General features: G+C 37.0%; 26 protein-coding genes and 1 other RNA gene. 15 read left to right on the top strand and 12 right to left on the bottom strand.

Going from position 1 to position 22,865, the window contains the following annotated elements:
- Window positions 1-13 precede the first annotated feature (13 nt).
- The gene (locus tag AC13EX_RS08015; RefSeq protein WP_048640206.1) at window positions 14-379 is read right to left on the bottom strand and encodes a hypothetical protein; all 366 of its coding nucleotides are present in this window, start codon (window positions 377-379) and stop codon (window positions 14-16) included.
- 160 nt (window positions 380-539) lie between these two features.
- On the opposite strand from AC13EX_RS08015, the gene ffs reads away from it, so the two are divergent.
- From ffs to AC13EX_RS08045, 6 genes are all read left to right on the top strand, one after another.
- Window positions 540-630, top strand: an RNA gene (gene ffs / locus AC13EX_RS08020) — signal recognition particle sRNA small type.
- Between the two features lie 84 nt (window positions 631-714).
- Window positions 715-1,371: a fructose-6-phosphate aldolase gene (gene fsa / locus AC13EX_RS08025; protein WP_048640207.1), complete on the top strand. Its 657-nt coding sequence runs from the start codon at window positions 715-717 to the stop codon at window positions 1,369-1,371.
- An 84-nt stretch (window positions 1,372-1,455) separates the two neighbouring features.
- Window positions 1,456-1,659 carry a hypothetical protein gene (locus AC13EX_RS08030; RefSeq protein WP_020893396.1) on the top strand — a complete coding sequence of 68 codons (204 nt, stop codon included), beginning with the start codon at window positions 1,456-1,458 and terminating at the stop codon, window positions 1,657-1,659.
- Window position 1,660: 1 nt separating this feature from the next.
- Window positions 1,661-2,374: a cell division ATP-binding protein FtsE gene (locus tag AC13EX_RS08035; RefSeq protein ID WP_048640208.1), complete on the top strand. Its 714-nt coding sequence runs from the start codon at window positions 1,661-1,663 to the stop codon at window positions 2,372-2,374.
- Between the two features lie 393 nt (window positions 2,375-2,767).
- The gene (locus AC13EX_RS08040; protein ID WP_482892262.1) at window positions 2,768-2,953 is read left to right on the top strand and encodes a zinc ribbon domain-containing protein; all 186 of its coding nucleotides are present in this window, start codon (window positions 2,768-2,770) and stop codon (window positions 2,951-2,953) included.
- 67 nt (window positions 2,954-3,020) lie between these two features.
- The gene (locus AC13EX_RS08045) at window positions 3,021-3,545 is read left to right on the top strand and encodes a hypothetical protein (RefSeq protein WP_482892263.1); all 525 of its coding nucleotides are present in this window, start codon (window positions 3,021-3,023) and stop codon (window positions 3,543-3,545) included.
- 124 nt (window positions 3,546-3,669) lie between these two features.
- Here AC13EX_RS08045 and AC13EX_RS08050 read toward each other — a convergent pair whose 3' ends face one another.
- Window positions 3,670-4,539 carry an SDR family oxidoreductase gene (locus AC13EX_RS08050; protein WP_339717306.1) on the bottom strand — a complete coding sequence of 290 codons (870 nt, stop codon included), beginning with the start codon at window positions 4,537-4,539 and terminating at the stop codon, window positions 3,670-3,672.
- A gap of 125 nt (window positions 4,540-4,664) precedes the next feature.
- Here AC13EX_RS08050 and AC13EX_RS08055 point away from each other — a divergent pair, with 125 nt between their 5' ends.
- The gene (locus AC13EX_RS08055; RefSeq protein WP_048640212.1) at window positions 4,665-5,474 is read left to right on the top strand and encodes a hypothetical protein; all 810 of its coding nucleotides are present in this window, start codon (window positions 4,665-4,667) and stop codon (window positions 5,472-5,474) included.
- Window positions 5,475-5,565: 91 nt separating this feature from the next.
- On the opposite strand, the gene AC13EX_RS08060 is transcribed toward AC13EX_RS08055, so the two are convergent.
- Window positions 5,566-6,516 carry a succinylglutamate desuccinylase/aspartoacylase family protein gene (locus tag AC13EX_RS08060; RefSeq protein WP_048640213.1) on the bottom strand — a complete coding sequence of 317 codons (951 nt, stop codon included), beginning with the start codon at window positions 6,514-6,516 and terminating at the stop codon, window positions 5,566-5,568.
- Window positions 6,517-6,673: 157 nt separating this feature from the next.
- Between AC13EX_RS08060 and murB the strand changes: the two genes are divergently transcribed.
- Window positions 6,674-7,711, top strand: a complete 1,038-nt coding sequence (gene murB, locus AC13EX_RS08065) for a UDP-N-acetylmuramate dehydrogenase (protein WP_482892264.1) — start codon at window positions 6,674-6,676, stop codon at window positions 7,709-7,711.
- Here murB and AC13EX_RS08070 read toward each other — a convergent pair.
- Window positions 7,708-8,190 carry a deoxycytidylate deaminase gene (locus AC13EX_RS08070; protein ID WP_048640215.1) on the bottom strand — a complete coding sequence of 161 codons (483 nt, stop codon included), beginning with the start codon at window positions 8,188-8,190 and terminating at the stop codon, window positions 7,708-7,710. The genes murB and AC13EX_RS08070 overlap by 4 nt on opposite strands.
- 670 nt (window positions 8,191-8,860) lie before the next feature.
- Here AC13EX_RS08070 and AC13EX_RS08075 point away from each other — a divergent pair.
- The 3 genes from AC13EX_RS08075 to AC13EX_RS08085 all read left to right on the top strand — a co-directional run bounded on the left by AC13EX_RS08075 (window position 8,861) and on the right by AC13EX_RS08085 (window position 10,238).
- Window positions 8,861-9,247 carry a response regulator gene (locus AC13EX_RS08075; protein ID WP_339717301.1) on the top strand — a complete coding sequence of 129 codons (387 nt, stop codon included), beginning with the start codon at window positions 8,861-8,863 and terminating at the stop codon, window positions 9,245-9,247.
- A 346-nt stretch (window positions 9,248-9,593) separates the two neighbouring features.
- A complete protein-coding gene (locus tag AC13EX_RS08080; protein WP_048640217.1) occupies window positions 9,594-9,779 on the top strand; it encodes a hypothetical protein in 186 nt (61 codons plus the stop codon).
- Between the two features lie 312 nt (window positions 9,780-10,091).
- Window positions 10,092-10,238 carry a hypothetical protein gene (locus AC13EX_RS08085; RefSeq protein ID WP_169786454.1) on the top strand — a complete coding sequence of 49 codons (147 nt, stop codon included), beginning with the start codon at window positions 10,092-10,094 and terminating at the stop codon, window positions 10,236-10,238.
- A 160-nt stretch (window positions 10,239-10,398) separates the two neighbouring features.
- On the opposite strand, the gene AC13EX_RS08090 is transcribed toward AC13EX_RS08085, so the two are convergent.
- On the bottom strand, window positions 10,399-11,994 hold the full coding sequence (locus AC13EX_RS08090) for a peptide MFS transporter (RefSeq protein ID WP_482892265.1): 1,596 nt from the start codon (window positions 11,992-11,994) through the stop codon (window positions 10,399-10,401).
- Between the two features lie 116 nt (window positions 11,995-12,110).
- Between AC13EX_RS08090 and AC13EX_RS08095 the strand changes: the two genes are divergently transcribed.
- Complete coding sequence (locus tag AC13EX_RS08095; RefSeq protein WP_048640219.1) at window positions 12,111-12,545, top strand: peptidylprolyl isomerase; 435 nt, start codon at window positions 12,111-12,113, stop codon at window positions 12,543-12,545.
- A gap of 39 nt (window positions 12,546-12,584) precedes the next feature.
- On the opposite strand, the gene AC13EX_RS08100 is transcribed toward AC13EX_RS08095, so the two are convergent.
- The 4 genes from AC13EX_RS08100 to AC13EX_RS08115 all read right to left on the bottom strand — a co-directional run bounded on the left by AC13EX_RS08100 (window position 12,585) and on the right by AC13EX_RS08115 (window position 16,402).
- On the bottom strand, window positions 12,585-13,868 hold the full coding sequence (locus tag AC13EX_RS08100) for a NupC/NupG family nucleoside CNT transporter (protein ID WP_482892266.1): 1,284 nt from the start codon (window positions 13,866-13,868) through the stop codon (window positions 12,585-12,587).
- Window positions 13,869-14,072: 204 nt separating this feature from the next.
- Window positions 14,073-14,687 carry a bifunctional nuclease family protein gene (locus tag AC13EX_RS08105; RefSeq protein WP_048640221.1) on the bottom strand — a complete coding sequence of 205 codons (615 nt, stop codon included), beginning with the start codon at window positions 14,685-14,687 and terminating at the stop codon, window positions 14,073-14,075.
- Between the two features lie 6 nt (window positions 14,688-14,693).
- Window positions 14,694-15,659 carry an electron transfer flavoprotein subunit alpha/FixB family protein gene (locus tag AC13EX_RS08110; protein WP_482892268.1) on the bottom strand — a complete coding sequence of 322 codons (966 nt, stop codon included), beginning with the start codon at window positions 15,657-15,659 and terminating at the stop codon, window positions 14,694-14,696.
- Between the two features lie 11 nt (window positions 15,660-15,670).
- Window positions 15,671-16,402 carry an electron transfer flavoprotein subunit beta/FixA family protein gene (locus tag AC13EX_RS08115; RefSeq protein WP_048640223.1) on the bottom strand — a complete coding sequence of 244 codons (732 nt, stop codon included), beginning with the start codon at window positions 16,400-16,402 and terminating at the stop codon, window positions 15,671-15,673.
- Window positions 16,403-16,461: 59 nt separating this feature from the next.
- Between AC13EX_RS08115 and AC13EX_RS08120 the strand changes: the two genes are divergently transcribed.
- The gene (locus tag AC13EX_RS08120; protein ID WP_048640224.1) at window positions 16,462-16,788 is read left to right on the top strand and encodes a hypothetical protein; all 327 of its coding nucleotides are present in this window, start codon (window positions 16,462-16,464) and stop codon (window positions 16,786-16,788) included.
- Between the two features lie 60 nt (window positions 16,789-16,848).
- On the opposite strand, the gene dnaB is transcribed toward AC13EX_RS08120, so the two are convergent.
- Window positions 16,849-18,432, bottom strand: a complete 1,584-nt coding sequence (gene dnaB / locus AC13EX_RS08125) for a replicative DNA helicase (protein ID WP_048640225.1) — start codon at window positions 18,430-18,432, stop codon at window positions 16,849-16,851.
- Between the two features lie 779 nt (window positions 18,433-19,211).
- Here dnaB and AC13EX_RS08130 point away from each other — a divergent pair.
- A complete protein-coding gene (locus AC13EX_RS08130; RefSeq protein WP_048640226.1) occupies window positions 19,212-20,015 on the top strand; it encodes a 3'-5' exonuclease in 804 nt (267 codons plus the stop codon).
- 254 nt (window positions 20,016-20,269) lie between these two features.
- Window positions 20,270-20,782, top strand: a complete 513-nt coding sequence (locus tag AC13EX_RS08135; RefSeq protein ID WP_482892269.1) for a GNAT family N-acetyltransferase — start codon at window positions 20,270-20,272, stop codon at window positions 20,780-20,782.
- A 210-nt stretch (window positions 20,783-20,992) separates the two neighbouring features.
- Here AC13EX_RS08135 and AC13EX_RS08140 read toward each other — a convergent pair whose 3' ends face one another.
- Window positions 20,993-21,424 carry a response regulator gene (locus AC13EX_RS08140; RefSeq protein WP_048640228.1) on the bottom strand — a complete coding sequence of 144 codons (432 nt, stop codon included), beginning with the start codon at window positions 21,422-21,424 and terminating at the stop codon, window positions 20,993-20,995.
- Window positions 21,425-21,755: 331 nt separating this feature from the next.
- On the bottom strand, window positions 21,756-22,715 hold the full coding sequence (locus AC13EX_RS08145; protein ID WP_048640229.1) for a sensor histidine kinase: 960 nt from the start codon (window positions 22,713-22,715) through the stop codon (window positions 21,756-21,758).
- Window positions 22,716-22,865 lie beyond the last annotated feature (150 nt).

Below are 22,865 nucleotides of genomic sequence, written 5' to 3' on the forward strand. Positions count from 1 at the left end.
TTAATTATCCACTTTATTGGTTAGGATTATTTTGTTGTGGATACTTGTTTTGGTTTCCGTTGGGATTGTTATAGTTAGGGTTGTTGTAATTGGGATTGTTCTCATCCATGTATCTTTGCGCTGGCCACTGTGGGGTCAATTCCATTTCCTCAAGATTAGTCAAGGCATCGTTTTCAAAAGTAACCAATAAGTAGAATCTATCTCCATTATTGACTCTATACACTTTTTTGTCCACGCTTATTTGACTGATTACCGCATCCTTGTTTTGTCTAAGGAATTTGCTTTCAGACATGCCCAACTGATAAGGGATTCTTGGTTGGATAAGGGCACATGAACTCATAATAAATACCAAACTTAAAATACTTAATGTCTTTTTCATAGCTAATAACTGTTATGCTTACAAAGCATCGAAAATATAAGGAAATATCTATGGAAATGATATCAATAATATTGCCAGAATTTTTTCGCTTTGATTATAAAGGGATTAGGAAGGAGTGAAAAATATATTTTGCGGATGTACTGAAAATAGTTACCTTTGTACCAAGCGGCACGACCAGCTCCCGCTGAATCCCCCAGGTCCGGAAGGAAGCAAGGGTAGGCGGTCGTAGCGGTGCGATGCCGCTTATTTTTTTGTCCTTTTCCTACTCAAGCCCCTTCTTTTTGTTAATTTTGGTTTAAATTTACCGGGACATATCAACAAACCTAAAAACAAGCATGAAATTCTTTATCGATACTGCGAATCTCAACGAAATAAAAGAAGCCTATGACCTAGGTGTATTAGATGGGGTGACTACGAATCCTTCCTTAATGGCTAAAGAAGGAATCAGTGGTGACGAAAATGTCATCAACCATTACAAGGCCATCTGTAACATAGTGGATGCCAATGTAAGTGCAGAAGTGATTGCTACAGATTTTGAAGGAATCATCAAAGAAGGTAAGGAACTTGCAAAACTTGACGACAAAATCGTAGTAAAAGTACCTATGATCAAAGATGGCATCAAAGCTATCAAATATTTCTCAAGTGAAGGAATCCGCACCAATTGTACTTTGGTCTTTTCAGCAGGTCAAGCCATTCTTGCAGCCAAAGCAGGAGCTTCTTACCTCTCTCCTTTTATTGGCCGACTTGATGACATCTCTTTTGATGGATTAGACCTTATCGCTCAAATCGTTCATATCTACCAAAATTATGGTTATGAAACTGAAGTCCTTGCGGCCTCTGTTAGACACACCATGCACTTGGTTAAATGTGCTGAACTTGGAGCTGATGTGGTAACTTGCCCACTTAAAGTGATCACAGGTTTATTGAATCACCCACTTACTGACAAAGGATTGGCTCAATTCTTGGCTGACCATGCCAAAGCAAACAAATAATATTCAAAGGGGCAGGTTTGAGGACCTGCTCCTTTTTGAAAACTATTGCCAGGCTATAAGGTTACAATAAAAAAACTACCGGACATGTACATCATCAAAGTGAAAGGGAAAGCAAAAATCCCTGATTATATACAGATCAGAGATGAAAATTTTGTACTTGTGGCTTACTTCAGGGCAGATAGACCACTTAAAAAAATTGAAAAATTCGGGCTTGGAGGCAAAGAAGAAGCGCTTGAAAAACTCATCAAAGAACTTCCCTTCGGTAAACTAAAAAAGTTAGATCTCTGATATGGTTTTTTCCAACGATCCTGTAGTTAAGGTTGAGAACGCATGTGTTTTTCAAGGTATCAATACCATTTTGAAAAATGTAAACTTCAACATTGAAAAAGGGGAATTTGTATTTTTAATTGGGCGTACAGGAAGTGGGAAAAGTTCACTTTTAAAAACCCTGTATGCTGATTTACCATTGGTTATGGGCAAGGCATCCGTTGCAGGCTATCCCATTGAGGAAATCAAGAAGAAAGAAATCCCCTTTTTAAGAAGAAAATTAGGAATAGTATTTCAGGATTTCCAGCTCTTTCCCGACAGAAGCGTGGCAGAAAACCTCTATTTCGTATTGCGCGCCACAGGCTGGAAAGACAAACTCAAAATGAAAAACCGAATGATAGAGGTTTTGATGGGTGTCGGCTTGGGAGGTGCTGCTACTAAAATGCCTCACCAACTTTCAGGTGGTGAGCAACAGCGTGTGGTTATTGCCAGGGCACTATTAAATGAACCCTCTATTCTTCTTGCAGATGAACCCACAGGAAACCTGGACCCAGATGTTTCAGATGGGATTTTCAAACTTTTTCAGGAAATCAATAAAAGAGGCACAGCCATTCTGATGGCAACCCATAATTATGAACTGCTAAAAAAATACCCTTACCGTATATTGAAGTGTGAAAATACCGAGGTTTTAGATAGCAAAAACGCCCCTATTTCCTTATCAGGAAGTGGATTGTAAAATAAGAAGCCGGATTTTATTTCTTATCAGCCCCTCAACCCCCGACTTGAACCCATAAAAGTTTAAAAAGCAAGTTTAACCCGAAATATGCAATAGACATTCTATTACGTGCTGAAATAGCTTTAAAATCAGCCACTTCGTTGCTGTTTTCAATATCACCATAGCGGTGCTATGCTAAAATTTCCAAACACGACCTGATTTTCTTGCGATTGCAACACTTCCCGTAAACACGGGACAGGCTTCACCCCTGACATTGTCAGGGCGGAGAAATCCTATTACATAATCCGGGTTTAAAGGCTGAGTAACTCATACGGTAGAGTAGCTAAATGGATGAATTTCTATTTTATTCCTTCAGAAAGTGAGTAAAATGGGTTAAACTTAGACTAAGTCATTATGGAAATAGAACATTTTTTTCAATGCCCCTATTGCCTGGCAGAAATCTCTATGCTACTGGACCCAAGCATACCTGAACAAAATTACATTGAAGACTGTGAGGTATGTTGTAATCCTATCCAAATTAGTTACCAAATATACGATGGTGAACTGGAAAGCTTTGAGGCCAGGGACATCGAACAATAAATTATCTTAAATATTAACTTGAATTTTCTTCACTAAAACCTATTTTAGCTAATAAATTGAAAAGGTTATGGTAAAGAATTTTTTATGCTGTCTTTTTTTATGTGCTTGTCAATTTACCTTAACGGCTGAAGCACAGGTTATAGAAGAAATTAAAACAGCGGGGCAAATATATGCTTATGCCCAGATACACGGTGATTATGAAATCTTATTGGATTTCACCTACCCCATATTAATCGAAAAAGCTGGCGGTAGGCCCGCAATGAAGAACATTCTCAAACAAATTCAAGATACCAAAATCAATAAAGGGCAAAAACTCACCACCCTGGAATTTGGCGATGATATTCAATTTAGCTCCAATGCCACGGAAATACATGCCGTAGTGCCTATCACTACAGTAACCAAGGTTCCCGGAGGCACAATCACCTCCGAGAGTAATCTCGTGGCTGTAGGTACGGAAAACAGAGGGAATTGGTACTTTATCGAAACCACTTCGATTAATGAGCAAAACATCAGTAAGGTTCTTCCCACATGGGATCATAGTCTGGAATTGCCCTATAAAAAGCCTCCAGTATTCAAGGAAGACCACCTATAACTCCCTATGCATTTCACTCCTAATACTATAAACAATAGGCAACTCATTGAATCCATGGTATAACCCTTCATCGAGAGCTTCTCCTTTACAGTCCCAGTAAGCCAAATAAGTATCAATCCTGAGTTTACCTCTTCTTTCTTTTGGCCTCCATGGCATCCCACCATTCAGGTTTAATTGCCCTAAGCCCATTAAATTGGCCGGCCCCCTGAAGCCATTCACCCCCATCAATGGTGATAATTTCCCCATTAATATAAGCCGAAAATGGTGAAACAAGATAAGCAGCGAGATTGGCCAACTCCTGGTGCTCACCTACCCTACCTAACGGAACCCTACGAGACGGATCAAATTTCTCAGCTAGTTCTCCCGGTAGTAAGCGTTCCCATGCTCCAGAAGTAGGGAATGGGCCAGGAGCAATGGCATTTGAACGGATATCGTGAGGCGCCCACTCTACCGCCAAAGACCGAGTCATGGCCAGAACCCCTGCTTTGGCAGCCGCACTTGGCACAACATAAGCAGAGCCTGTAAAGGCGTAGGTAGTTACTATATTTAAAAATGTTCCCGAAACCTTTTGCTTGATCCAGTTTTTTCCAGCTACAAGCGTTAGATTGGCTGTTCCTTTTAATACAATATCTATAATGGTATTAAAAGCATTCGGGGATAACCTATCTGTAGGGCTGATAAAATTTGCTGCCGCATTATTGACCACCGCATCGATACTCCCATAATGGTCCAGAGCTTGCCCATACATTTTTTTAACCTGATCATAATCTCTTAAATCACAAGCTATAGGAAAAACCTCACCACCAGTCTCCTTTTCCATGTCACTAGCTGTCTTTTGCAAAACCTCTAGGTTCCTACTGCAAATTACCAATTTGGCTCCAAGGCTTAAAAAATACTTACCCATGGAAGCCCCTAAACCTGTACCACCGCCGGAAATCATAATTACATGGCCTTTTAAGGCATCATTAACGAGCATACCTTCCTGATATTTCATTATTTTGATTTATTGTTAACTAATATATTTCAAAGTACATAAATTTCAAAGGATTGAAATGTTTGGATGAAAGTTTATTTATCTTTGATTAATTTAACGGGAACAATGTAAATAACGCGAAAAAAATGAAGCAATATATCCCACTTGTTTTTTTAATCTATCTTTTCTCCTGTAATCTGGACACCAACAAGGATTTGCAGATTGACCAATCTTTTGAAGGTGAGGAAGCCTATTGGGTATCAAAGACTTTAGATGAGCACCACCACTTGGCCTTTTATAATGTATTCACCTTTTCCAACAGCCTATTTACAGACAGCCTTCCTGGATGCCCTACTGTAACTATTGGCGAAGACATGCTGACAGTAACTTTAGATTATGACAATCCTATATGTGAAGAGGCATCAGGAGACCATAAGGGGAAACTAATATTAAAATACAGTAGCCGTTTTAGTAACACCAATGATTCCATAAAAATAATTTATGACGGCTACCAATACGATAAAAGTAAACTTGAAGGATATCGGCTTTTTAAAGTACTGCAAAAGCAAAATACCAAAGTGATGCTTGCTGAGACTTCAGATACCCTACTCCTAAAAGATGAGCATGAATCGAGTACGAGGCTTATACTTGACCTTGAACACGAAGCCAAGTTTCAGTCCCAAAAAATAATAGAAATAAAAAGCAATGGTACGATGACAGGTAGAAACTGGGGAGGCAACCAATTGGAAGCAGTGATTTCGGCACCTAAAATAATAAGCACTTCCTGTCTTTCCTCTTTAAAATTCAGGCCTGTTTCAGGTGAAGAAAACTGGACAATTCAAAGAAGCGGTGAATCACCTGTAACTCATAAGTTGACCTACTCAACTGCTGAAGGCTGCGACACGAAAACCACCATAAAACTGGCCGAAGGTGTAATAATGATAAAGCAACCTTAACCTTTAGAACACATAATGGTCTTCCCTTGTATTATTAATTAAAAGGGAAGACCATAAAGTCCTAAAGAAAAAACAAAGTATTTTTTTCTTTTTAACCTTCACTTTGAGACTTGCCTATATGTACAAGTGCATCACCTGCATTGACTACGGGGAGGTTATTTACACCTATTATGTATCCAGAAGCAGAGGCTTTAACCGGCACCTTCACCTGTCCGTAAGGATCGGAAATTTTGGCCAGCATCTGACCTTTTTTCACTTCTTCACCCAAGGAAACAGAAGAATTAAAAATACCTGAAACCCTTGCACGCACCCAACTGCTTTCTTCTATTTTCTTTGTCTTAGTCGATGGGTAATCCCCATCTATCATCTCCAAATGTTTAAGTAACCTACCCGTACCATCGATCCCCTCCTGAATCACCTTATCATCCAAGCGCATGGATTCACCCCCTTCAAAAACCAAAATGTGCTTGTCATTTTTAAAGGCTTCTTTCCTAAAAGATTTGTCGATATGAGCAGAATTTACCGTAAAGTTAGCCCCAAATACCTCCGCCAGTTTCAGTCCTTTTGTATCTTTGAAATCAACTCTGATCTGAGGATGATTGGATAACATTCTACCTCCAGTATGAAAATCTATACCATAATCTATTTGAGGTATAATTTCCCGAGTAAGGATTTGAGCTATTTGCGATGCCAATGAACCTTTATTATTGCCTGGAAAACTTCGATTCAGGTCTCTCCCATCTGGAAATGTCCGGGAATTACTCAAAAAGCCATATACATTTACCAGAGGGATAAAAATCAAGGTTCCCTTTTTAGGTTCAAAGATATTTTCCTCCAACATCCTTTTGACAGTGACTATCCCATTAATTTCATCCCCATGAACACCACCACTAATAAGCACCGTAGGACCGGGGATACTAGAACTCCTGATAAATACTGGCAAATCAATCAATGTATGCGTGGGAAGCCTGGCAATAGCAATTTCTATATTCAGGGACTGCCCGGGCCTAACCCTGATCCCGTTGATGACCATTTCTTTCATGACAACCTATTTTTAGTCAATTTCAACTCATTATCAATGGCTTCAATCATTTGATTTACCTATCTACTTTTGAAGCTAATGATTTATAAAGCGCAAATTTGATATAATCTTTCGAAATTGGTTAAATAATCTTTTAATTCGTGATTTAAATATGACAATGAAGATACAGGAAAATATTTCTTTAAAGGCCTATAACACTTTTGGAATTGATGTGATGGCAAGTTTCTTTGCCGAGGTAGAAAGTAAGGAAGACATTCTTGAGGCCTTAAATTTCGCCAAAAGCAAAATGAAACCCATACTTATTTTGGGAGGAGGAAGCAATGTGCTTTTTACAGAAAACCTGGATGCCTTGGTTTTAAAGGTGAATATTCTTGGCATTAAAGAAATAAAAACAAATGACAAAACTGTACTAATTGAGGCTGGATCTGGAGTAATATGGCATGAACTTGTTTTATATAGCCTTGATAAAGGGCTAAGTGGCATTGAAAACCTCTCCTTAATACCAGGAACAGTAGGCGCAGCGCCTATGCAAAACATTGGTGCCTATGGTGTTGAAATAAAAGCCGTTTTCCATAGCCTTGAAGCTATTGAAATCAGTACAGGACTTATTAAAACTTTCCTTCCCTCCGAAGTGAGATTTGGCTATAGGGAGAGCGTATTTAAAACTTCCCTGAAAGGAAAATACATCATTTGTAAAGTATCTTTCAATCTGTCTAAAATCCATACACCTAATATAAGCTATGGAGACATACAAACAGTCTTGGATCAAATGGGACATACCACAGCTACAGCCCAAAACATCAGTAAGGCTATAATCAGTATTCGTCAATCCAAACTCCCTGACCCCAAAGAAATAGGGAATGCCGGAAGTTTTTTCAAAAACCCAGTAATCCCTGCCAGTGACTTTGATAATTTAAAACTCAAGTTCCCTGCTTTACCTGGCTACCCTAATGCTAGTCAAGTGAAGGTTCCCGCAGCATGGTTAATCGAAAATACTGGCTGGAAAGGCAAACAAATAGGAGAAGTAGGGGTGCATAAAAAACAGCCCCTAGTTTTAGTGAATTATGGGAATGGAAAAGGTGAAGAAATCCTGGACTTAAGCCATCAAATCCAAATGGATGTGCTAAGTAAATTTGGCATTTCACTTGAGAGGGAAGTGAATGTAGTTAATTCTGAAAATCTAATCAACGTTTAAATTAAATCGTCTCCACTTTTTATCGGTTTGGTGTATTTTGAAACTTTTACGCCAAATTTTTTCAAAAACTCAAGCCCTTCATCCATTCCAATCCCCTTATATTCGGCATAAGAATTTAGAAAAATCACTTTTGTTATGCCCATGGAGTAAATAATCCTTGCACATGGAAGACAAGGCGCCAAGGTCACAAACAAGGTAGACCCATCAACCGTTGCTTTATTTTTTACGGCGTATAAAATGGCATTTTGCTCTGCATGCAATGCCAAAGAACAACTTCCCTTACTGTCTCTTCTACAACCCTCCACCGGAAACTCCTCATCACAATTATGGGTACCTGGAGGAGGCCCATTATAACCTATTGAAATTATTCGGGTGTCCTTGGTTAGTACAGCACCCACATGTTTTTTGATACAATGGGAACGTTGGGCCAAGTTTACGGCCAACTCCATGAAAATATCATCAAAATCTGGTTTGTTCATTTTAAGTCAATTAGGCTTCTTTTAATACAATCTTATAACAAAAAACAGGCATTTACAACTCTATTCAATTATGGGGTCAATCCTGTATCAACCTATCATTCTTCTCCATAGCGGGGACAACAATTCGATCTGTCAGCGGAATCACTTAAAAATCAATGCCTTATTGTAATTTTTAGCTTGATCCTGAGTGTTTCATTGAGAAACTCAAAAAAAATCTGATTTTCATTCACTTACAACATTTCTTAACCACCTCATAAACCCCATCTGTATAATTTCAATTAACAATTGAATAATAGATAAATAGGAATTAATTAAAAATGATTAAGGACTGTATATAAAACTTATTAGAAAACGCTCTCAAAAATAAAAGGAATTGCATTAGTATAAATTACTATCTCAAAACATGCTTGAAAAATCCTATAGAAAAACTTCTGCAAAGCACAAACAACATGATAAAACCTTATAAAACAGAATACATTATGGACACAATTAGACCAAACAGAATATTATTTCAACTTACAAAAATTAAAAAGAATTACAAAAGAAGTCTAAAAAGTTAATTTATTGAAAACAAACACATTAAAAACACGATTTTATTCTATTAATGAAATAATTTTTACTATTTTTATAATATAATAAATGCGTTTTACCATCTGTTTTTTGTAATTAAATGATAAAGATAGTTTTAATAGATGATGACCCAGTAAGCATTTTCGTTACCGAAAAACTGATTTCAAAAAATATTTTGGAACCATTCAAGGTTTTTTCATTCAATAATGCTACTGATGCGCTAAAGGACATTAATAATATCAGGCCTGATTATTTATTTCTAGACATCAATATGCCTGAGATAAATGGATGGGACTTTTTAGAAATGTTTAAGCCTGTCAAGAAAAATCCAGAAATATACATTCTAAGTAGCTCCATTGATGAAACAGACATTTCAAAGGCCAAACAATACGATAAGGTAAAAAACTATCTTACTAAACCTTTAATAAAACAATATATCAAGCTTATCTTCGGTGGTGGAAAATTTGATCGTAAAATCCAACATTAAGAGTATTAAAGAGAAGCACTTTACATCAATTACACATTATTTTTAGTAAAATCAAGCCCTACTTCACCAATAGATCTTACAGAGCCAGTTATATTTAAAAGTAATTCAAATGCTTACAAAACCAAATATCACTTAATTTAGCTGCTCAGCGGAGCCACAGATCACGATTTGGACCTTTACCCCACATATATTCAACTGACCAAGATCAAAATAAATAATATTGTTCAATGAGTTAAAACCAAGCCAATTTAAAATCTAAAATTTATTTTTTTAAGTGTATTGAGAATTGGTTATTTTTTCATTATTTAGCATCGTTTTTATTGTTTTATTTCAATCACATACACCTATGAATGAGGATTTTGAAGACGAATTTGAAAATGAGTTTTCGGACGATTACGATGATGAAAAATACAACAGAGAAGATGATGTATTTTTAGACGAAGACGAGGAAGATTTTGCAATGGATTTAAAAGACTTCGACGAGGACGAAAGTTTCGACGATGTCTTTGATGAAGATGACGATTTTGATTAATTCACTTGCCCTATTTTACCTAACCAAGCATGTAAAGAGAAATGCTTTAACGCAAACTAGAAAATCTATCAACTAATGAAATGGCTTCGCAGCAAGCCACTTCATTACTTCGAAAAAAGAAATCACAATAGTACCTAACTAAAACCTACTGTCAGCCTGAATTTATTGGTATTTCCGCCCTTTCTCCTAAAGTCAAGAAAGGCTATAATGTAATCCATATTTAAGATATTGGTGCTTTTTAAAAATATGCTTTGTATTCCCCCTTATGAATGCTAAATTGCAAGCAAATTTGACATTTAAAACCACTTTATCATGTTATTAGATATATTTAGCGCTCCTATAGCATCAGGGGCTCAGACTTTCTGGTTGATCGTTGCCATTTTGGTTGGTTTAGGAGCAGGTATTACTGCTGTTGACTTCAGAAGTACTGTATTTAAAAAAGACAGCAAAAAAGACTAATAAAAAATGCCGGTAAAAATTTACCGGCATTTTTTATTTTCTCTTTTGTCATTATATTTTTTTTATTTCGCTAGCGCTAAATCCCTTATTCATTAACTTTCGCTCTTGTCTTTTTTGCGAAACAAGAACTCCAAATGGTACTAAGGTGTATTCATATAGGTCAATGTACATTCCCCATTAATCTTCGTATTGGTTTAGCCACTAGCATCAATACTATGCCTGCACCTACTGCAGTATAAACTATAAGCATATATTGGCTCGGCATTTGGGCCAAAGCCTCCTCTGTACCCCCACTGGCTCCTCCAGCAATCCTCCCCGCAATAAGACTACCCATAGCTATAGACAAAAACCACATTCCCATCATTTGACCTACAAACTTCTTTGGTGCCAACTTGGTAGTCAAACTTAAGCCCACAGGACTAAGGCTAAGCTCTCCAAAAGTATGAAACAAATAAGTAATCACCAGCCAAGAAGGAGCAGCCATATCCCCTGAAGCAGCAATCTTTGCAGCAAAATACATAACTAAAAACCCTATACCCAAAAGGACCAAACCAAAAGCAAATTTAAGTGGTGAACTAGGCTCCAAATTTCTCTTAGCAAGTGCTACCCACATGGCACCAAAAAAAGGCGCAAACATTATAATAAAAATACTATTTATAGATTGAAAGTAACCTGCTGGCACTTCCCATCCTAAAATGACTCTATCCGTAAATCTTTCAGCAAATAGGTTCAATGAGGATCCTGCTTGTTCAAATCCTGACCAGAAAATGGATGAAAATACAAATAAAATCATCACTACCAATACTTTTTTCTTTTCGTCTCTGTTTAACCCACCAAGGAACAGAACATACAAGAAGAACAATAAAGCCACTATTGCTATCACCGTATTTGATACAGCTGCAATCGCAACTGGATCAATCGATAAAATCTCTAGAAAAAATAACGCAAGGACTATGGCTATAAGCAGCATTGCAACCCATACCCCTTTAACCAAATTATTCCTCTCGCCTTTTTCCTTTTTATTTGTTGGCACTATTGGATTTCCTACCCCTGATAAGTATTTCCCAGTTAACTTGTATTGGATTAAGCCCATCAGCATCCCAAATCCAGCCAATCCAAAACCCAAATGCCAATCATATATAGCCAATGTACTGCAGGCAATTGGAGCAATAAAAGCACCTACATTAATTCCCATATAAAAGATAGAAAAGCCAGCATCTCTCTTTGAACTGTTTTCTGGATACAATTGCCCTACAATAGAACTAATATTTGGCTTTAATAAGCCGGTACCTATCACTATTAGGATCAATCCCATAAAAAAAGAATACAGATCTACCCCTGTCAGCGCCCCTTTAGCACCATGATCTCCTGTTATTAAGGCCAACAAGCCTGGTAGGGCCATAGTAAAATGACCTAGGGTAATGATAATCCCACCATACCAGACAGATTTTTTAAGCCCTATAATCCGATCTGCGATCCATCCACCTGGAAGTGCAAGAAGGTAAACCGCCATTGAGTACAAACCATAAATTGCTCCTGAAGTTTGGTCATTAAAACCAAGCCCTCCGGTGGCTATAGGGGCAGTCATAAATAAAATAAGCAAAGCCCGCATCCCGTAGTAGCTAAATCTTTCCCACATCTCGGTAAAGAAAAGGGTCATTAAACCTTTAGGGTGCCCAAACAACTGTGACCCTTCATTTTCCAAAATCTTATTAGGGGCATTGTGCTTACCTAAAAATTGATCATCTTTTTCCAAAAGCGAATTATTTAAAAACGTTTTAAAATTTTGTTCCTTTAATGCTAAAGGCCTTAAATATTGCTTGATACTACCATAATTTCTGTATTATTGCAAAAAAAACAAACTATAGCTTCATGAAAACAGGAGAAATTCATACCGACAAGGGCATAATGAAAGTTGATTTTTACGATCAAGATGCACCAAAGGCAGTGGCAAATTTTATTGATTTAGCTAATAAGGGATTTTACGATGGCCTTAGCTTTCACCGTGTTATACCTAATTTTATGATACAAGGTGGTTGTCCAAAAGGAAATGGAACTGGTGGACCTGGATATACAATTGACTGTGAACTAGATGGTGAGCTACAATACCATGACAAAGGTGTTCTTTCCATGGCACATGCTGGTAGAAATACTGGTGGTTCCCAATTTTTCATCTGCCACAACAGAGACAATACCCAACACTTGGATAGAAATCATACATGTTTTGGAAAAGTGACTGAAGGATTAGAAATTATTGACCAAATCAAACAAGGAGATAAAATCCTTAAAATTGTAATCGCCGAATAGGCTTTTCAATTGACTTATTAATTGAGTTTGGTCGCAAGACTAAAAAAGTGCCCCGGCAATGGTGGCGGTCATTAAACAAGCTATGGTAGCGGCCAACAAGGCCCGCATCCCTAATCTTGATAGATTCCCCTGTTGCCCGGGTGCTATACTCCCTATTCCTCCCACTTGAATCGCTATGGAACTGAAGTTAGAAAACCCACAAAGGGCATAAGTAGCGATAACAATTGATTTTGGAGAAAGTGTGCCTGCCTCTTTCATATCTGCCAAGCCTAAATAAGCTACAAATTCATTGATTACAGTTTTTTGACCTAACAAAGATCCTACCGCAAGGGTATCTTTCCACTCGACACCTATTATCCAGGCAAAAAGCCTAAAAACCTGCCCTAACAAATACTCCAATGAAAAACCCGAAAAGGTACCATTGGTACTATTAACAACAAGTGTGTTTAAGCCAAGAAACTCGCCAATTATTCCTGATAACAAATAATTCAAAGCTGCGATTACAGCTATAAAAGCAAGCAGCATTGCACCTACATTAAGGGCTAGCCTTAGACCTTCAGAAGCCCCTCTAGACATGGCGTCTATTAGGTTTACGTCAGGAACCTCACTGCTTATATCCAAATGTTCATCTAATTTCCTGTTTTTCTCTTCTGGAATTATAATCTTTGAAATGACAATTGCTGCAGGAGCATTCATTATACTCGCTCCCAACAAGTAGGTAGCAAAGCGAGTTTTTTCAACAGGATCATCTCCTCCAAGGAAAGCCACATACCCTGCCAATACCCCTCCAGCTATAGTAGCCATGCCTCCTGTCATCAGACACATCAATTCTGACCTAGACATGGTGGGAATAAAAGGTTTAACAAGCAAGGGTGCTTCTGTCTGACCAAGAAAGATATTGCCAGCTGCTGACAAACTTTCAGGGCCTGAAAGCCTCATGGTTCGGGACATTATCCAAGCAATACCAAAAACAACTTTTTGCAAAACCCCTAGGTAATACAAGCCTGCGGAAACTGTTGAGAAGAAGATGATGGTTGGTAAAACTTGAAAAGCAAAAATAAAGCCGAAGGAGTTGGTTGCAAGTTCCCCAAATATAAACTGTGCCCCTTCTTCAGAGAAACTTAAAAACTTAACAAAACCTGCACTAACATTAGAGAAAATAGTAGCTACAAATCCGACTTTAGTAATCAACACACCGAAAACTACCTGTAACAATATCCCTATACTGACCAATCTCCAGTCAATAAGTTTTCTGTTTGAAGAAAAAATACTGGCAAAAATAACCAGAACTAAAATCCCTAAAAATCCTCTTATATAGTCCATTCAAGCATGTGTTTTTTATATCCTGGATTTCGTTATAGGATTCAAAATGGCTCTTATAAGCATACGATCAAAATAGCTTTAGAAAATTTGATGTTTTATGCACCTTTTATGAATGGATATCTCTCTAATTTAATACTAAGACCTTCAAAAGCTGGTAGGCCTAAAATTAAATATTACAAAGTTGTCTAAAATATAGTGATGAGATCAATTCCTTCGATTGATCTCATCTCTTAACCTGGCAGCTTTTTCATAATCTTCATTTCCAATAGCTTTTTCAAGCATTTGGTTAAGTTTGTCTAAACTAAAATCCTTAAGTGAGGCTTCCTGAGATTTACCACGTTCACCAGGTTTACCTTTACCTGATTTGGTAACCCCTGAAGCTTCCTGTTCTCTTTTTTCATCCTCCTCAGTAAACTCAATGGCGGCTTCAGACATAACTGAATTGGCACAATAAATAGGTGCATCAAACCTTACCGCTATTGCGATAGCATCAGATGGTCTGGCGTCAATTTCTACTTTCTTGAATGAATTTTGGCACATGATCTTGGCATAAAATACGCCTTCTCTCATATCCGAAATCAGAATATGATCTATTGAAAATTGAAAATTGGAAGAAAATGACTTGAACAGATCATGGGTCATTGGTCTGTTGGGTATTATTTTCTCTATTTCAATAGCAATGGCCTGGGCTTCAAACATTCCAATAACGATAGGCAACTTACGTTTACCTTCTGATTCCCCCAGAACCAAGGTAAAGGAACCAGATTGTGTGCTATTGGAAGATAGCCCCAGGATTTCTAACTCAACTGTATTGTCCACGATTAATTATTTTAATGCTTTAATTGCTTGTGTCAATTTTGGAACCACATCAAAAGCATCACCTACAATTCCATAATCAGCAGCCTTAAAGAAAGGTGCTTCCGGATCATTATTTATGACTACAATATACTTTGAAGCATTTACTCCTGCAAGGTGTTGAATTGCTCCTGATATCCCAATGGCAATATACAAGGTAGGAGCCACTTTTACACCGGTTTGGCCAACATGTTCATGATGTGGTCGCCATCCTAAGTCAGAGACTGGCTTGGAACAGCCTTTTGCAGCATGCAAACTATCTGCAAGTTCCTCTATCATGCCCCAATTTTCAGGTCCTTTCAGTCCTCTTCCACCAGATACTACTATGTCTGCTTCCGGTAATAAGATTTCTCCTTCTGCCTTTTCTGCGCCAGTAATTTTGGCCGAAAAATTCTCATCTCCAATGGTTAAATCCAATGGCTCTACTTTCACCTCTGCTCCATCTGTCTTTATGGTGTAGCTATTCTTTTTGATGGCAAGAATCTTCTTTTCCGCACTTATAGCAGTTTCAGCAAAAGCCTTACCAGTAAAAATGCTCCTCTTAACAACAAATCCATTGGTCAAGTTGGGCAATTCAACCACATTGGTAACGAGGCCAGCTTCTAGCTTAACCGCCAATCTTGCAGCTACAGCATCTCCCAATGAAGATTTAGCCAATACCAATGTAGCAGCGCCAACCTTATTAAAAACTTGGGCAATTGCATCTGCCTGAGCTAAAATCACACCTTGATTCAAACGTTCGTCTTGCAAATGAAAAATCTCATTAGCTCCGGCGGAACAAACCTGATTCCATTCTTCGCTATCAATCGTTCCTACGCCTAAAACGCTAACTTTTGCTCCTTGCATTTCGGCAAGACCAGCAGCATAAGAAACCGCTTCCAAAGAAGAACTTTTTATTTTGCCCTGATCTTGTTCTATATATACTAATATTGACATGCTAATTTTGTTTAAAGAATTTTGGCATCATTTTTCAATAGATCAACCAATTGATCCACGTTATCAACGAGTTTAACAGCTCCTTTGGCCGGTGGCATTTCATAAGAATTTACTGCTGTTCGGGATTCATCGCCAACGGGTTCACTTACTGTAAGTGGCTTAGTTCTCGCAGACATGATTCCACGCATATTAGGTATTTTCCACTCAGCAATAGGCTCCTGGCATCCAGCAATAAAAGGCAAGTCTACCTCAATAAATTCTTTACCACCTTCTATTTCTCTTGACAATTTACCTTTACCGCCTTCAACTTCCAATTTCATTACTGGAGAAAGGGAAGGCATGCCTAGTAATTCGCCAACCATTCCATGAACCATTCCTCCATTAAAATCAATGGATTCTCTACCCATAAGAATTAAATCAAAACCTTTGTCCTTTGAGAAATTTGCAATCTGTTTGGCTACAAAGAAGGCATCTTTAGGAAATGCATTAATCCTTACAGCCTCATCCGCACCTATTGCCAAGGCCTTGCGAAGAGTAGGCTCGGTCTCTGCTTCTCCAACATTGAGAACTGTAATGCTCCCATTGCTTTCAGCTTTTAACTCCACTGCCCGCGCCAATGCGTAGTCATCATAAGGACCTATAATAAATTGTACTCCACTTTTGTCCAATTGGGTATTGTTGTCTGTAAATTGAATCTTTGAAGTGGTATCAGGTACATGCGTGATACAAACCAATATTTTCATGAATTTTTATTTAAATTTGTCATTAAAATAAAACGATTAAGCAACTTAATTCCATTAGCATGAAACATCTTGACAGGGTAACAGAACTCCTGAATTACATAGAAAAAGAACCCAAAAACCCTTTTAACCTTTATGCTTTGGCTTTGGAATACCAAAATCAAGACAAAGAAAAGGCTTCTTTTTATTTTAACAAACTATTAATAGAACATAAAGACTATCTACCTACTTATTATCACGCTGCTTTGTTTTTTGCAAACGAGGAAGATTTGCAAAAAGCGGATAAAATCTTTTCTGAAGGTATAGAATTAGCTAAAACTCAAAACAATTTACATGCTAAAAAGGAATTAGAAAATGCTTATTTAAATTTTCAATTTGAAAATGATTAAAAGCATTGTATTACCTCAAACCCAATTTAAGCACTATCATCTCCTACTAAGGCCTAATGCTTAAAATGGAGCCGGTTCATTCCCACCTGGGAATGGATTTTCTCCACTTTGATCACCGTTAGCCTTGCTCCCCATCCTTACCATTCCTTCCTCATCAAAACCTTTTCCACCAGCACCGCTAGGAAAACGGCTACCATAAAGCGCTTCCTGAGGCTGTTGGTATGGTACATTGATTTCCAAATCTGTAAATTTCGTGTATTTACCGATAAACCTTAGCTTGACATTTTCGAGCGACCCATTTCTATGTTTGGCAATAATCACCTCTCCTACACCTGCGGTATTATTACCATCTTCGTCTTCGGTAATGCCATAATACTCGGGACGATACAAGAACATTACAATATCAGCATCTTGTTCTATGGCTCCAGACTCTCTTAAATCCGACAATTGAGGTCTTTTATCTCCCCCACGTGTTTCCACTGCCCTTGACAACTGCGAAAGTGCAATTACTGGCACACTCAATTCTTTGGCGATTTTTTTCAAAGCCCTGGAGATACTTGATATTTCTTGCTCACGGTTACCTCCATTGCCGCCCTTACTATCACCGGACATCAATTGAAGGTAATCAATAACTATCATTTGGATATCATTCTGAGCTTTTAGCCTTCGACATTTGGCTCTCAATTCCAATATAGATAAGGCCGGAGTATCATCTACGAAAAAAGGTGCAGAAGTTAACTTTCCTGTTTTATGAATTAATTGCTGCCATTCGTAATCAGCTAGATTCCCCTTCTTTATTTTCTCAGAATCCAATTCAGCCTCTGAACTAATCAATCGATTGACCAGCTGAATTGAAGACATTTCAAGGGAGAAGATAGCAACCGGTCTATCATGATCTACGGCAGCATTACGAAGCACAGAAAGAACGAAGGCCGTTTTACCCATGGCAGGTCTTGCCGCAATAATTACAAGGTCAGACTTTTGCCACCCGGAAGTCACCCTATCGAGGGCCGTAAACCCAGAAGGAACACCTGTAAGCCCATCCTTCTGACCTTTTTTCCCTTCAAGTTCAGTGATGGCTTCCCGCATAATTGAACGCATGTCCACGTAATTTTTCTTGATATTGTTTTCAGAAATTTCAAATAAGGACTGTTCCATTTTGTCCAATAATTCGAAAACATCTGTAGTATCTTCAAATGCCTCCCTTTGAATTTCTGAAGAGATCTTAATCATATCACGTTTCATCGCCTGCTCGGTGATAATCCTAGCATGGTATTCAATATTAGAAGCGGAGGAAACCTTAGAAGTAAGCTCTGTAATAAAAATCACTCCTCCTGCCAATTCCAGACTTCCATTTTTCCTAAGTTGATTAACAACCGTAAGTAAGTCTATAGGTTCACCTGCATTAAAAAGATCAAGAATCGCCTCATATATCAAGCTATGGGCATCTTTATAAAAACTTTGTGGTGACAAAATGTCTACAACAGCTGTCAAAGCGTCCTTTTCAAGCATTAAAGCACCTAAAACCGCTTCCTCAATTTCAATGGCTTGAGGAGGCAATTTCCCCAAGGCAGAAATGGATTCATTAGGCCGCCTCCTGATATTTACCTTGCGTTCTGATCTATTGCTATTGTTGTCTGACATATTAACAAAAGTACCCTATTAAAATCAAAGGTTTTAAACATTTTATGCACTATCTTATCCACAATTTTATAACAGCTACTTAAACAACCAATTAAGTATTATAACAATTCTTAATGTGTTAATTTCTCCATAAAAACCTGTCCCACTTTTATCACCAGGAGTGCTACTAGTTACCTTTTTATACGCATGGGCTCATCCTAAAATCAAATAATCTTCAAAGCTGTAATAAACTTATCCACATTCGCAGGTTTTTAGTTCCATCCCAACTTGAGAAAGTAACGGTTAAGGATTTATCAATCTCATAAATCGTACCATTCTAAAATCACAACTTAAATAGCAAATTATTGCTGATTCAAGTTTCACAATAAAAAAGATAGCATCTGTACAAGGGATAAATAATGAACACCACTTATAAAAACACCAAAACTGATAATATGGCTTAGCGCACTGAATTAATGGTTAAAAACGGGCAAGCATCGGATGATTTTTTTTCAACCAAGAAACCTCCAATAAAACCCTGGAGAATTTGTAGATCAAAGCTTTAGACAAATTATAATTTCCCATCCTTACTCATTATCAAAGAAATAAATAGAAGTTAAAGCCAAACGCAATCAAAAAAGAACGAAACTTTTTTCTTAAGAAAATCACTATATTTGTATCAAATTACCCAGAAAAGTATCACCTATCAAAATCATTTGATTCACTGTATTGTGCAGTGGCTTTCCATTAACGTTTTTAATATTATTAATTTTTCACTTTACTTAAATTTTACGAATAAAATGGATTTGAATATCAAAACTCCCATTGCATTTTTTGATCTTGAAGCAACAGGAATCAACATCTCTTCTGATCGGATTGTTGAAATTTCAATATTGAAAATTTTCCCTGATTCAACTCAGGAATTAAAGACATTAAAAATCAACCCAACCGTTCCAATCCCTCTAGAGACCTCATTAATTCATGGGATCTATGACAAGGACGTCGTTGATGCCCCAACTTTCAAAGATGTTGCAAAAGAATTGCATCGCTTTTTTGAGGGCGCCGATTTGGCTGGATTCAATGTATTGAAATATGACATTCCCTTACTCGTAGAGGAATTCTTGAGAGCAGGTATTGATTTTGACATTGAAAAAAGGAACCTTTTGGATGCCCAAAAGATCTTTTTTATGATGGAAAAAAGAAACCTATCTTCTGCCTACAAATTTTATTGTGGCAAGACTTTAGAAAATGCACACAGTGCAGAGGCAGACACCATCGCTACCTACGAAGTCTTCAAATCCCAAGTTGAAAGATACCTGGGAGAAGAGCTTGAAGACCTTCAGGGCAATAAGATCGGGATCATGGAAAATGACATGAAGAAGATCCATAACCTGATCAATGAAAAAATGGTTGATCTGGCTGGCCGTTTTGTGTTTAATGACAAAGGAGAAGAATGTTTCAATTTTGGAAAACAAAAAGGTAAGCCAATAGCTCAAGTGCTAAAAGAGGAACCTGGTTATTATGACTGGATGATGAAAGGAGACTTTCCTCTAGATACTAAAAGAAAGTTAACCCAAGTAAAATTAAGAGGCTTCAATTTATAGAAGAATTGTAAGCCTACTGATTTTAACACAAAGCCTCCTATATTTTTTAGGGGGCTTTGTCTTTTTTCTTTAAAAAATAATTTCATCACTTATTCAAAATCAAATACCTTTGCCATTATTTCGGCTAAATTTCTTCTATGGAATAAAGGCAGTATCAATTCTTTCATGGTTTTTCCATACATTCCTTGCACTCAAAGAGTTTATAATAATAAAAGTTAAGTTTAAACAAGATTTTTATTCAAGCTAAACCTATCATGTCTAAAATATACAAAGCGGAAGTCAAAGACATACCAAAGATCCAAAACTTAGCAAAAATCACCTGGCCCATAACTTTTAAGGACATATTAAGCCCTCCACAGCTGGAATACATGGTAAATAAAATGTATAGCACCAAGGAACTATGGCATCAAATAGAAGGTGGTAAAATATTTTTTTGGATTGTTGAAATAGAGAAGGCTTTTTCAGGATTCATGTCTTATGAACTACATTCTCCAAATCAATCACATATTAAAATTCATAAACTATACATCCATCCCACGGCCCAAGGCAAAGGACTTGGGAAAGAATTACTTAAAAAACTGGAAGAATTCGGAAAAGCTCAAGGTTTTGAAAACCTTACATTAAATGTAAACAAATACAATCTCCCAGCCATAAACTTCTACAAAAAGCAAGGTTTTATTAAGGTAAAAGAGGAAATCATACCAATAGGCAATGGTTATATCATGGACGATTATGTGTATTCGAAAAAAATATCGGCCAAAGATTAATAATCAATATCTCTAGTCTTATTGTTGATGTTTAAAATCACATTATCCAACTCTAAAGTAGATTTGTTTATATATGCTAAAATCTCGCTTTGATCGTCCGGAAAAGCCCCAATCATCAACTCAAGAAGGTGAAAAAAAAATAAGTCTAGGGAGTAGTTCTATAACTACTTGATATTGTATACAATAAATTATTTTTAATCTATCATTCAGTTATATTTTGGAAGGCAATTCAACAAGTGACAACCAAAATAATTGAACCTTTCGTAAAATTTCTTGGTATCCCCCAGCTCCAAATGGCTTAACAATATAGCTATTGGCATGGTTGGTATAGGATTCGTTAATGTCTTTTTGATTTGAAGAAGTGGTAAGCATGATCACAGGTAAGCGCCTTAATTCATCCGAATTTTTAATGAATTTCAAGACTTCCTGACCATTTTTGAAAGGAAGGTTTATATCCAACAGCACCAAATCTGGAGTAGGATTAACTCCATGTTTCTTACAAGAGTTTAAAAATTCAACCGCCTCTCTTCCGTCTTTTGCAAAACTAATTTGTAAAGGTAAGTTTAAATCCTCCAGTGCTTCTGAAATTAAGAAGACATCGCCTTCATTGTCCTCGACTAAAAGTATGTTCAACTTATCCATAGAAAATCATTAATGGTATACCTAGAAAAATAATAAGACCATTTCAAGCCTGACTTGAATATATAGAAATCACCATTACTCGTTAGCAAAAATACACTATTTTTATTTCATTACACAGAACAATCAAATATTTATAGATATTATTACTTTCTTTATATCAACAAAATACAGGCTTTTTCTTAACCTAAAAACCCCGCGCACACCGAAGGTCATGTTTAAAATGTATAAAGGATTTCAGTCAATTGTATCAATAGGGCCATGAATCAGTTGCGCCAGCGGCAAAAAGAAAAAGGCTTAACCAAATAATTAATCTTCCTTGAGCTAAAATAGACTAAAAAGAATCTGAGCCGCTTTTCAGCTTAACACAAAACACGCTTCCTTTCCCAAAAGTTGATTTAGCCCAAATCTCACCCCCAAAACTTTCTGCTATTCTTTTACATATAGCCAAACCCATTCCTGAACCTCGCTTGATAAATCCATAATCGTATCTTTTTAGGATATAAAATACGCTCTCAAGATTTTCTTCTAGAATCCCTCTACCATTGTCCCTAACTTCTACAGTACAAAAGTCATCGGATACTGAGGAAGCAATTTCAATACTTAGAGGTCTTGAAACATCCTTGAACTTAATGGCGTTAGCAATCAGCTGATCAAAGAGTTGAATAAGTTGCTTGTAATCTCCAATCACATTAGGCAATGGTTCGATTTTCAATTCAATATTGCCATCCTTCAGTTTTTTGGAATTTAAGTTAATAACCTTAACAAATACTTCATCCAAACTTACTATTTCTGGTTTTCTCTTATTTTGGGAGAGTTGAGAAAATGTAACCAGATCGGATATCACCTCCTTAATTTTTAAAAAATTATCTAATGTGAGCTGTAAAAAATCTATTGAATTTTGCGGCAATTTCCCTTTATTTTTGCGGATAAACAATTCTAAAAATCCATGACTTTGCCTGACAGGGTCGGAAAGGTCATACGAAGCAACGATTATAAAATGGTCCAATTGTTTTATGGCATGTTCAGATTTTAAGCGCTCTTCTTCCAGCTTTCGATTTACCTTTTCAAGCTCTTTAACCTTATCCCCCAGATGCTTGTATTGCCTTTGAATCAAGATGTACAGTAAAATTCCAGTTAGAATCACATACACAACCCCATCAACAGACTTTATATAATCAATCGAATCCTTACCATAATCGGAAAAAATATAATCAGCGACTTTATTACTCCAGATTATCCAGGTAATTCCTCCTAACACATATATCAAGGTAATTTTTAAACTTGCCTTCATACGCATGTAATAAATAAAAATCCATTACTTGCCATTATCCTTTTTCTACTTGTAAATGATAAAACAATAACCACTACTTTTAGTACCTACATTAAAAATATTTCTCAATTAAAAATTGATAACTTTTAATACCATACCTACAGTAGTAAG

It is taken from the genome of Cyclobacterium sp. L-R (assembly GCF_056859355.1).

What these genes read in the sequence shown, in the direction of transcription:
- AC13EX_RS08015 (WP_048640206.1), bottom strand. Translation starts at nt 379, where the DNA reads ATGAAAAAGACATTAAGTATTTTAAGTTTGGTATTTATTATGAGTTCA.
- fsa (WP_048640207.1), top strand. Translation starts at nt 715, where the DNA reads ATGAAATTCTTTATCGATACTGCGAATCTCAACGAAATAAAAGAAGCC.
- AC13EX_RS08030 (WP_020893396.1), top strand. Translation starts at nt 1,456, where the DNA reads ATGTACATCATCAAAGTGAAAGGGAAAGCAAAAATCCCTGATTATATA.
- AC13EX_RS08035 (WP_048640208.1), top strand. Translation starts at nt 1,661, where the DNA reads ATGGTTTTTTCCAACGATCCTGTAGTTAAGGTTGAGAACGCATGTGTT.
- AC13EX_RS08040 (WP_482892262.1), top strand. Translation starts at nt 2,768, where the DNA reads ATGGAAATAGAACATTTTTTTCAATGCCCCTATTGCCTGGCAGAAATC.
- AC13EX_RS08045 (WP_482892263.1), top strand. Translation starts at nt 3,021, where the DNA reads ATGGTAAAGAATTTTTTATGCTGTCTTTTTTTATGTGCTTGTCAATTT.
- AC13EX_RS08050 (WP_339717306.1), bottom strand. Translation starts at nt 4,539, where the DNA reads ATGAAATATCAGGAAGGTATGCTCGTTAATGATGCCTTAAAAGGCCAT.
- AC13EX_RS08055 (WP_048640212.1), top strand. Translation starts at nt 4,665, where the DNA reads ATGAAGCAATATATCCCACTTGTTTTTTTAATCTATCTTTTCTCCTGT.
- AC13EX_RS08060 (WP_048640213.1), bottom strand. Translation starts at nt 6,516, where the DNA reads ATGAAAGAAATGGTCATCAACGGGATCAGGGTTAGGCCCGGGCAGTCC.
- murB (WP_482892264.1), top strand. Translation starts at nt 6,674, where the DNA reads ATGAAGATACAGGAAAATATTTCTTTAAAGGCCTATAACACTTTTGGA.
- AC13EX_RS08070 (WP_048640215.1), bottom strand. Translation starts at nt 8,190, where the DNA reads ATGAACAAACCAGATTTTGATGATATTTTCATGGAGTTGGCCGTAAAC.
- AC13EX_RS08075 (WP_339717301.1), top strand. Translation starts at nt 8,861, where the DNA reads ATGATAAAGATAGTTTTAATAGATGATGACCCAGTAAGCATTTTCGTT.
- AC13EX_RS08080 (WP_048640217.1), top strand. Translation starts at nt 9,594, where the DNA reads ATGAATGAGGATTTTGAAGACGAATTTGAAAATGAGTTTTCGGACGAT.
- AC13EX_RS08085 (WP_169786454.1), top strand. Translation starts at nt 10,092, where the DNA reads ATGTTATTAGATATATTTAGCGCTCCTATAGCATCAGGGGCTCAGACT.
- AC13EX_RS08095 (WP_048640219.1), top strand. Translation starts at nt 12,111, where the DNA reads ATGAAAACAGGAGAAATTCATACCGACAAGGGCATAATGAAAGTTGAT.
- AC13EX_RS08100 (WP_482892266.1), bottom strand. Translation starts at nt 13,868, where the DNA reads ATGGACTATATAAGAGGATTTTTAGGGATTTTAGTTCTGGTTATTTTT.
- AC13EX_RS08110 (WP_482892268.1), bottom strand. Translation starts at nt 15,659, where the DNA reads ATGTCAATATTAGTATATATAGAACAAGATCAGGGCAAAATAAAAAGT.
- AC13EX_RS08115 (WP_048640223.1), bottom strand. Translation starts at nt 16,402, where the DNA reads ATGAAAATATTGGTTTGTATCACGCATGTACCTGATACCACTTCAAAG.
- AC13EX_RS08120 (WP_048640224.1), top strand. Translation starts at nt 16,462, where the DNA reads ATGAAACATCTTGACAGGGTAACAGAACTCCTGAATTACATAGAAAAA.
- dnaB (WP_048640225.1), bottom strand. Translation starts at nt 18,432, where the DNA reads ATGTCAGACAACAATAGCAATAGATCAGAACGCAAGGTAAATATCAGG.
- AC13EX_RS08130 (WP_048640226.1), top strand. Translation starts at nt 19,212, where the DNA reads ATGGATTTGAATATCAAAACTCCCATTGCATTTTTTGATCTTGAAGCA.
- AC13EX_RS08135 (WP_482892269.1), top strand. Translation starts at nt 20,270, where the DNA reads ATGTCTAAAATATACAAAGCGGAAGTCAAAGACATACCAAAGATCCAA.
- AC13EX_RS08140 (WP_048640228.1), bottom strand. Translation starts at nt 21,424, where the DNA reads ATGGATAAGTTGAACATACTTTTAGTCGAGGACAATGAAGGCGATGTC.
- AC13EX_RS08145 (WP_048640229.1), bottom strand. Translation starts at nt 22,715, where the DNA reads ATGAAGGCAAGTTTAAAAATTACCTTGATATATGTGTTAGGAGGAATT.